The 9,064-nt window shown below is 31.0% G+C and carries 7 protein-coding genes; 4 read left to right on the top strand and 3 right to left on the bottom strand.

Features of this window, described 5'->3' with window-relative positions:
- Positions 1–404: 404 nt before the first annotated feature.
- Genes G5V56_RS15685 through G5V56_RS15670 form a run of 4 tightly spaced genes read left to right on the top strand, consistent with a single transcriptional unit; the run spans position 405 to position 3,603 of the window.
- A complete protein-coding gene (locus G5V56_RS15685; RefSeq protein WP_166966828.1) occupies positions 405–767 on the top strand; it encodes a fructose 1,6-bisphosphatase in 363 nt (120 codons plus the stop codon).
- 23 nt (positions 768–790) lie between these two features.
- Positions 791–1,606 (top strand): cell envelope biogenesis protein OmpA, encoded by an 816-nt coding sequence (locus G5V56_RS15680; RefSeq protein ID WP_166966826.1) that lies wholly within the window; start codon positions 791–793, stop codon positions 1,604–1,606.
- The gene (locus G5V56_RS15675) at positions 1,593–2,081 is read left to right on the top strand and encodes a Rab family GTPase (protein ID WP_166966824.1); all 489 of its coding nucleotides are present in this window, start codon (positions 1,593–1,595) and stop codon (positions 2,079–2,081) included. The genes G5V56_RS15680 and G5V56_RS15675 overlap by 14 nt, the downstream gene beginning before the upstream one ends.
- Before the next feature lie 10 nt (positions 2,082–2,091).
- On the top strand, positions 2,092–3,603 hold the full coding sequence (locus G5V56_RS15670; RefSeq protein ID WP_166966822.1) for an ATP-binding response regulator: 1,512 nt from the start codon (positions 2,092–2,094) through the stop codon (positions 3,601–3,603).
- Between the two features lie 133 nt (positions 3,604–3,736).
- On the opposite strand, the gene G5V56_RS15665 is transcribed toward G5V56_RS15670, so the two are convergent.
- From G5V56_RS15665 to G5V56_RS15655, 3 genes are all read right to left on the bottom strand, one after another.
- The gene (locus G5V56_RS15665; RefSeq protein WP_166966820.1) at positions 3,737–5,767 is read right to left on the bottom strand and encodes an OmpA family protein; all 2,031 of its coding nucleotides are present in this window, start codon (positions 5,765–5,767) and stop codon (positions 3,737–3,739) included.
- 11 nt (positions 5,768–5,778) lie between these two features.
- The gene (locus G5V56_RS15660) at positions 5,779–6,696 is read right to left on the bottom strand and encodes a PorP/SprF family type IX secretion system membrane protein (protein WP_166966818.1); all 918 of its coding nucleotides are present in this window, start codon (positions 6,694–6,696) and stop codon (positions 5,779–5,781) included.
- Between the two features lie 46 nt (positions 6,697–6,742).
- Positions 6,743–9,064 (bottom strand): T9SS type B sorting domain-containing protein (locus G5V56_RS15655; protein WP_166966816.1); only part of this gene is annotated, 2,322 nt, incomplete at its 5' end.

The following is a 9,064-nucleotide window of genomic DNA, read 5'->3' as shown; positions in this document are numbered from 1 at the left end:
TTTGATTAAACAATATTTGAGCAGAAACCAAACGGAAGATAAAATCTTGGCTCAAAAGGAAACGGAATAAATGAGTAGTGGAAGAAGCATTGGCTTTATGCCGTAGTCTTTTGACGGAAGTATTTTACGAGTTTACCTTTGTACCAATATTGATATAGATACCTCTTCCTCTCTTAATCGGAAATGAAGTATGAATCTAAAAACTCTTTATTTGTTTTTAGATGTTGTCGAAAAACCTCCCTTAAAGGCATCAGGGCAATCTTTATTTATAACTGCTAAGTCATTTAATAAATTTAGTTAACTATCTATAATACTGCCCCAGAACTTATTAATTTTAATTAACATTATACTCGTTTAATTTAAAATTTAACATATTTTTGCATATCTTATAATCTCCTCAATTGATGGCAAAACAAGCAACAAAAGAAGTTAAGGATAATCTTAATGGTAATACTTTGAATGTATCATCCAAAATCGATGCTATAAAAGAGCTTATTTTTGGCGAAAATATTCAAGCATATAATTCTGAATTTGAAGCTGTAAAAGCTGATATTCTTGCTAAGAAAAAAGAATTACAGCACCTTATTGATGATGTTAAATCAGAACTCATGCAGAGTATTGACTCTCTTAGCACAGATGTAAATATTAGAATAACAGACCTTGAAGACTCTTTAAATGATAAAATAGAATCTCTTGATGATACTAAAGTAAATAGAACTTTGCTAAGTAATCTTTTTATTAAGCTAGGGGAAAAAATTGGCGAATAAAGCAGACTTTCTTTAACTTATGTATGAATCAAGATGAAAAATTAAATATCATTAAAGATATTCTACTCACTGATGAGCGTGAATTCTCATACTCTATTGAGAGGAAAATCAAAATTCTTGAAAACACCATAAATAAGCAAAAAAATCTTGCTCAAAAAATTAATCCAATAATAAGTAATCGATTGGATGAATTTGTTACTGAAATTCCAAACACACTTGGTCCAACAATTACTGAAGCTTTAAAAGAAGAAATAAAAAACTCTCAAGATGCTGTTGTTGAAGCATTGTATCCAATTTTAGGAAAAATGGTAAAGCGATTTGTGCAGCACGAAATGAAATTATTGTCTGAAAAAATAAATAATCAACTTAATAGTACATTTTCTTTTAAGCGATTCTTTAGAAAAGCATCTAAAAAAACAAGTGTAAATGATGCAGATTTAATTATACAAGGGCATTCAAATACAAAAATTGAGCAAATCATAATCATAGAAAAAGGTTCAGGGCTTGTACTTGCCGAATATTCGAAAAACAAAACCGCTGATGAAGATATGGTTGCCGGCATGCTTACAGCTATTAAAAGTTTTATTGAAGATGCTTTTAAAAAAGAACAACAAGATTTGCAATATATTGAGTATGACCTTTATCATATACATCTTCAAAATTTTTCGTCATATTATATAGCAGTGATTGTTTCGGGAGCTTACAATGTGATATTCAAAGATAAATTAGAAGATAAACTTTTAGCATTTGCTAGCAAAAAAATAAATTCTGAAATCCTTAGAAATAAAGTATCGTTAACAACAAAAATTAAAGCTTACTTTAAAAATGACAGCATCTAAAAAAATTGTTTTATTAGGACATTTTGGAGTTGGTAAATCTTCATTAATTAGACGTTTTGTTGAAAATACTTTTTCTGAATCTTATAAAGTTACTATTGGAGTTCATATCTCAAAAAAGGGCGTTCAAATTTCAGATGAAAAAAAAATATCGCTAATCATTTGGGATTTAGAAGGGTATGACGACATTAAAAAAACCCGATCTTCATATCTATTAGGCTCAAATGCTTTTATCTATGTTTTTGATTTATCGAGACCTGCAACATTTAAAAACCTGAATGAAGAAGTTAAATTCTTAAACCAAAGCCACCCAAATGTTCCTGTTAAAGTTGTTGGCAATAAAGTAGATTTGGTAAATAAAGCATATTTAAATGACTACAGCGACGTTTTTGAACCTTTAGTCGATTATTTTGTAAGTGCTAAAACTGGTAAAAAAGTTGACAAACTTTTTTATAAATTAGCCGTAGACCTACAATAATGTTGATAAAATGCTCGATGCTTATAAAAAGAAATATCACACAAATAATTTTCAGTACATACTAGTTGAGACTTCAGGAAAGGTTATTGAAACTGATAATGATATTATTAGTTTAACCAAAGATGATTTGATACAAAATGTTCATCCTTTTTTTGAATCATGTATTAATCTGTTAAGAATTAAAAATGAGAATCTAACTTTTTCTTGTGTTAATTTAAATTTTGAAAAAAAAACAATCATTGCTGATGTACAATTCTCAACAAATTTTAATAACAAAAGAGTTATTGTAATAGAAAATCTTACTAAGCATTATAATAACTATCAATTAACTGCGCAAACTAGAAATGAATCAATTATTAACTCACAGATTATTGAGTTAAAAAACAGTTATTTAAAAGAAAAAGAGCAATTTAAAAATAACTTTATAGCCAATTTTAGTCATCAATTAAGAAATCCAATTACAGCATCGGCTATATTTAGTAGGTTTCTAAGGGACACAAACCTAAATGCTGAACAAAAAAACTATATAGATGTCATTTTATCTGCCAATTCAGATTTAAAACATAGAATTGATGATATTTTGGAAATTGCAAAAATAGAATCTGGAAAACTCATTCTAAAAGAAAAAGTTTTTAGTTTAAAGGTTTTACTTAACACCATTTTTTCAGGTTTTAAAATCTTAACTTTAAAAAAAGAAATTGACTTTGATATGTACCTTGATGAAAAGCTTCCTGAATATCTTAAAGGTGATCAATACAGGTTGAAACAAATTATAGGAAACTTATTAAATAATGCTTTAAACTTCACTCCTAAAGGTTCTATAAAATTACATGTTTCACTAAATTTTATAAGAGCTCATAAAGCAAATTTACATATAGAAGTAAGTGATACAGGGATTGGAATAGCAAAAGAACACCAAACCATAATTTTTGATAGGTTTTTTAAAATAGAATCTGAAATCCAGAACACTAAACGAATTGGTCTTGGACTTTATATTGTAAAGTATTTAGTATCTGAAATGAACGGGAATTTAAAAATTGAAAGCCATTTAAACCAAGGTACAAAGTTTATTTGCAACCTAAGTTTAAGATTACCAAGAGCTTGGGAAATTGAACCAATAAACAATAATAAAAAGTATCCTGAATTAGATGGCAAGAAACATATATTGCTCATTGAAGATTCAGAATTAATTCAGATATCAATATTAAAAATCCTATCTGCCAATGGTAATTTTTATTTAGATATTATCTCTAATGGCGAAGATTTAATACCTACGGTAACTAACAAAAAGGTTGACTTGATATTAGTTTCTAATACAATACAACACCATACTCCCGAGGCTCTTGCTAAATCGATTAGACGTATCTCTAAAGAATATAAAAAACTTCCAATACTAGCATTATCTTCGCAAGTATTTAAAGAAGATATTAAACGTTTAAAAAAGAATGGTATAAATGATGTTATCTCAAAACCATTTAATAAAGAAAATCTTCTAGATAAAATATACAAATATGTAAAATAGAAAAGTGAACCTACTAAGTTCACTTTTCTTACCACCATTAATCATGATACAAAAACAATTAACCTAACCATCATCTAACTTTATCATAACTCTTGGCTTACCATCAACCAATTTAAAAACACTTAAATTTTTATTACATTTTTACAATTATAAACTCTGATCTTCTATTCCTTTGGTGCTCAGTTTCAGAACATGAAACACCATTTGAACATTTGTTTATTAATTGAGTTTCACCAAATCCTTTAGCACTTTTTATTCGATTAGCATCTATGCCTTGTGAAATAATATAATCTCTTGTAGCCTTAGCTCTACTATCAGATAAATTTAAGTTATATTCATCAGATCCTCTAGAGTCAGTATGCGATTCTATTTTAATAACCATATTGGGATATTCATGCATTAGCAAGACAATTTTATTTAATTCAATAGCAGCGTCATTTAGTCTTATATTAGACTTATCTAAATCAAAATAAATAATACCTATTTTTATTTTCAACAAACCATCTTCTTCTACAATTAGCTCATTTAAGGTTTCCATACCAAGAGCCACAACAGTTTCTCCAGACTCATCTAATGTAAGTACGGATTTTTCTCTTGGACTATATCCTGTTTTAGAAGCTTTAATCTCGTATTTTGTTGAACAATCTAATGTGGTGTTAAATTTAAATGCGCCACTAATGTCTGTACTCGTAGTTTCTATTGTATTACCATTTTCATTTATCAATGCTATGGTTACATTTGATATTCGTTCTCCTGTTATTGTGTTGGAAACATAACCTCTAATTTCTTGGTTACAAGGAGGCTGCTCTGGTTCTGGCAAACGAACAAAAGAGTAGATATCATCATCTCCTTTTCCATTAGGTCTATTTGAGGACACAAAACCTCTATTTTCTTTTTCTTTTACAATAAATCCAAAATCATCCAGCTCACTATTTAATGGTGCCCCCAAATTTTTGGGAGATTGAAATACATTATCCTCTATTTTGCTTTCATAAACATCTAAACCTCCAAGTCCCAAATGTCCATCTGATGCAAAGTAAAGTGCATCATCCGTTATGTATGGAAACATTTCCCGTCCAGCTGTATTTACTTTTTCACCTAAATTTCTAGGTTTTGAATAGCCAGTGAATGTGCTATCTTTTTGATTGCTAGTATTGTTTTCTAATATATCAACAACAAAAATATCAGTTGCGCCAATGGAACCAGGCATATCTGAAACAAAATACAAATGCTTACCATCACTGCTTACTGTTGGATGCCCAACTGAATAATCTTCACTATTAAACGGTAATTCTTTAACATTTTGCCAAGTCAACAAACTATCATTATTTTTTCGTAATTCTGCACTATAAAGTTTTAAATGGTTAGTTCCTTTATCATCTCTATGCAAATTACCATCATAGTTGTTTCTGGTAAAATACACCTTTTTCTGATCTGGAGAAAAAGCTAAAGTGGCCTCATGATATCTTGTTTTTAAATTATTAGAAAACACACCAATTTCTTTTATATCAGATTCAGTTTCATTTAAATTACCAATATACATATCCAAAAATGGTTGCTCATTCCAATGGTATATTCTAGTGTGGTAATTTGAAGAATCTTTGGCTGATGAATAAACCAATTTATCTTTATAATACATTGATCCAAAATCTGAATTTTTTGTATTAATTGATACATTTTTGAGTATATACCTAGGTTCAATATTTAAAATATCTTCTATGATAATCTCTTTCTGATTTAAATTATCAGACCTATCATCTGTATTTAATGTTCTCTTAGAAAATTCTTTCATCCATCGTTTAGCTTCTCTAAATTTGCCAATTCCTTCAAGGGATAAAGCATACCTAAAAATATATTCACTTTCTACTTTAGAATAGTAGTTTGAAATTAAAATGTCATAAAAACGGTTGGCGTTTTTCATGTCTGTATTAAAAAAATAAGCATCTCCAGCTCTTTTTAAAATCCTCTCATATTCATCATTTGAACTATTAACAGAAAAAGTGTCATTTTTTTTATCAAGCTTTTTTATTTCATATTCGTATAAAGTTGCTGCCTCTTTATACCACATTCTATCAAATAAACGATCTGCTCTTTCAGTAGAGCTCTTTTGCGCATATGAGAAAACCGTAGCGCATAACATTAATATTGTAACTGTATTTTTCATTTGGCTTAAGTTTAGAAGAATCGTGGGGATTTTAATTGTTTTTCTTTAGATCTTAATTCAAAACGCAACATAATTTCATGTGTGCCAGAATTAAAATTTCTTAATTTCGTTGTCGTTGCATCATATGAATAACCAATCATCAGTTTTGGACCAACTTGTAATCCTATTAATCCGCTTACAGAATCATCCCAACGATAAGCAACGCCTAATCTTAAAGAATCATAAAACATAAAGTTGGCTGAAAGATCTATTATTATTGGCGCACCAGTTACAAATTTTCCTAAAAACGCAGGTTTGAATTTCACGGTTGGGCTTAAATCAAAAACTCTTCCTCCAATTAAAAAGAAGTGAAGTCTTTCGGCAGCAACTGCATTTTGAATACCATCATAGTGCTCACTAGTTAAGAAATTTGGCACTGAAAGTCCTATATAACTTCTTTCGCCATGCAAGTAAATTCCTGCTCCAATGGTTGGAAGAAATTTATTTTCAATATTGTTTTGAAAAACGTTTTCATCTTCCTGATAAGAACCTCGAGTCCAATCTATATTTAGCATTCTTCCGCCGCCTTTTAATCCAAAAGATAATCTTCTATTATCTGAAAGTTTAATGGTATATGAAAAGTTTGCGTCCAAATAAAATTCATCTGAAGGTCCTAATCGATCATTAATTATTGAAACTCCTAATCCAACATTTTTTCCAACAGGAGAATCTATACTGAAGGATTGGGTTGTAGGCGCTCCATCAAGACCAACCCACTGTGTTCTATGTAATCCAGTAAAAGTTAAATGACCTCTGGATCCAGCATAAGCCGAGTTTACATTCAATGTGTTGAACATATAATCTGTATATTGAGGATCTTGCTGACCATAACTTACTAGTGTAGTCAATAACACTAATGAGTAAATTATTGTTTTATTTTTTAAGTTCATTTTATAAAATTTATGTTTGAGGTAAAATCAAATTTATCATTATTAATTATCTAACTAAATATAGCCATCCTGCTTTTCTTTCAGAACCGTCACCTAGGTCAAGAATATAATAGTAGGTTCCTACAGGAAGTTTTTCGTTTTTATTAAAAACCGACCTTCCATTTGATACACCATTAAATGTATTATCATAACCTTCTTTGCTATAAACTAGATTACCCCATCGGTTATAAATTTCCAATGTGTTATTAGGATAATTGTTTATACAGTCTATATAGAAATACTCGTTTTTTCCATTACCATTTGGTGAGAATTCATTATAAATCTTTAAGCATGAGGGATCAATAGTAGCATCGCCCACATCGTTTCCTCCATCAGAATCAATTTGATCTAAGAATTGAAGTGATGCAATATTTAAATAGTCATTAATATCTAAAACAATAACAGTAATTTGCAACATTTCAGTTTCACCTGCATTAACAGTTGGTATCTGCCATATTCCATTTCCATCGTTATAAGTTCCAGAAGTTGCACTGTAAGAAACAAACTGATAACCAGATGGAAGAATATCTAATATCTCAACTGATGATGCATTTATTCCACCCAAATTGGTAGCTGAAATAGTAAATACAATTTCATCTGCAATATTAGGGTTTGCGTTATCTACCACTTTAGTAACTTCGATATCTGTTGTTGGCGTATTAATTGATGCATTATCTTCATCATCTTCACTTTGATTACCATCATCATTATTTGGGTCACTATTTGGATCAAATTGGTCACTTGCAGTAATTTGAGCAACATTCATATATTCTCCTTCTTCAAGCGTAGGCATATTAACTGTAGCTTCATATGTTAATGTTAAGCCTGTTAATGGTACATTTAGATTTGTCCAATCTATAACATTACTAAATAATATACCTCCATTAGTTATATTCGAAATATTACTATAACCAATTGGCAAAATATCTTGAACTGCAACTCCTGTGGCTTCATCTGCTCCAGCATTATTTATTTGAATTGTAAAGACCACAGTATCTCCTACATTTGCATTCACATCACTTACAGATTTTATTAAGCTTAAATCTGCTGTTTCTGTCATAATCAATATACCATCTTCATCATCTTCACTTTGGTCACCATCATCATTATTTGGATCACTGTTTGGATCCATTACATCACTTGCAGTAACTTGAGCCGAATTAAAATATTCTCCTGAAGTTCCAGTTGGGGCGTTTACGAGTACATCAATAAATAATGTTTGAGAGCCTCCGCTAGGTATTGTACCTATAGTCCATAATCCAGTAACCTCATTATAAACACCAGAAGTTGCACTAAATAAGATGAAGTCGAATCCAGCTGGTAGTAAATCTACTACCTCTACTCCTGTTGCAGCATCAGGTCCAGCGTTGGTAACTGTAATTTGGAATGTAATTTCATCACCTACGTTTGGCATAATATCATTATCTACTACAGTTTTTGCAAGTGATAAATCTGCCATGGCATCAACTGGTGTTACAATTGCGCTATCCTCATCATCTTCACTTTGGTCACCATCGTCATTATCTGGTGTAGAATCTACATCCAATACATCTGATGCTGTTACTTCTGCTATGTTCAAATAATCTCCTGATGCATTTACTAGCACATCTATAAGTAATGTTTCTGACTCTCCATTGGCAATGCTTCCAATATTCCACAGACCTGTCGTTTCATCATATGTGCCTGATGTAGAACTAAACAATACAAAATCATATCCTGATGGCAGAAGATCTGTTACAGCAACTCCCGTAGCATCTTGTGGACCATCATTTGTAACCGTTATTTCGAAAGTAATTTCAGTGCCTACCAAAGGCATAGTATCTCCATCCACTACAGTTTTTATTAGTGATAAATCTGCCATGGCATCAACCGGTGTTACAATTGCGCTATCCTCATCATCTTCACTTTGGTCACCATCGTCATTATCTGGTGTAGAATCTACATCCAATACATCTGATGCTGTTACTTCTGCTATGTTCAAATAATCTCCTGATGCATTTACTAGCACATCTATAAGTAATGTTTCTGACTCTCCATTGGCAATGCTTCCAATATTCCACAGACCTGTCGTTTCATCATATGTGCCTGATGTAGAACTAAACAATACAAAATCATATCCTGATGGTAATAAATCTGTCACTTCAACACCTGTAGCATCATTTGGACCGTCATTGGTTACCGTTATTTGGAACGTAATCTCTGACCCAACTAATGGCATCGTATCGCCATCTACTACAGTCTTGCTCAATGATAAATCTGCCTGTGCTGGCATGATTGTGATGGTGTCCTCATCGTCATCATCGCCATTACCATCGCCATCTTCATCTAC

Source organism: Yeosuana marina, from assembly GCF_011762485.1.
Classification (GTDB): domain Bacteria; phylum Bacteroidota; class Bacteroidia; order Flavobacteriales; family Flavobacteriaceae; genus Yeosuana; species Yeosuana marina.
This window is presented reverse-complemented; position numbering and strand designations above follow the sequence as displayed.

Excerpts from the sequence above, each read along its gene's own strand:
- G5V56_RS15685 (WP_166966828.1), top strand. The coding sequence starts at position 405 with ATGGCAAAACAAGCAACAAAAGAAGTTAAGGATAATCTTAATGGTAAT.
- G5V56_RS15680 (WP_166966826.1), top strand. The coding sequence starts at position 791 with ATGAATCAAGATGAAAAATTAAATATCATTAAAGATATTCTACTCACT.
- G5V56_RS15675 (WP_166966824.1), top strand. The coding sequence starts at position 1,593 with ATGACAGCATCTAAAAAAATTGTTTTATTAGGACATTTTGGAGTTGGT.
- G5V56_RS15670 (WP_166966822.1), top strand. The coding sequence starts at position 2,092 with ATGCTCGATGCTTATAAAAAGAAATATCACACAAATAATTTTCAGTAC.
- G5V56_RS15665 (WP_166966820.1), bottom strand. The coding sequence starts at position 5,767 with ATGAAAAATACAGTTACAATATTAATGTTATGCGCTACGGTTTTCTCA.
- G5V56_RS15660 (WP_166966818.1), bottom strand. The coding sequence starts at position 6,696 with ATGAACTTAAAAAATAAAACAATAATTTACTCATTAGTGTTATTGACT.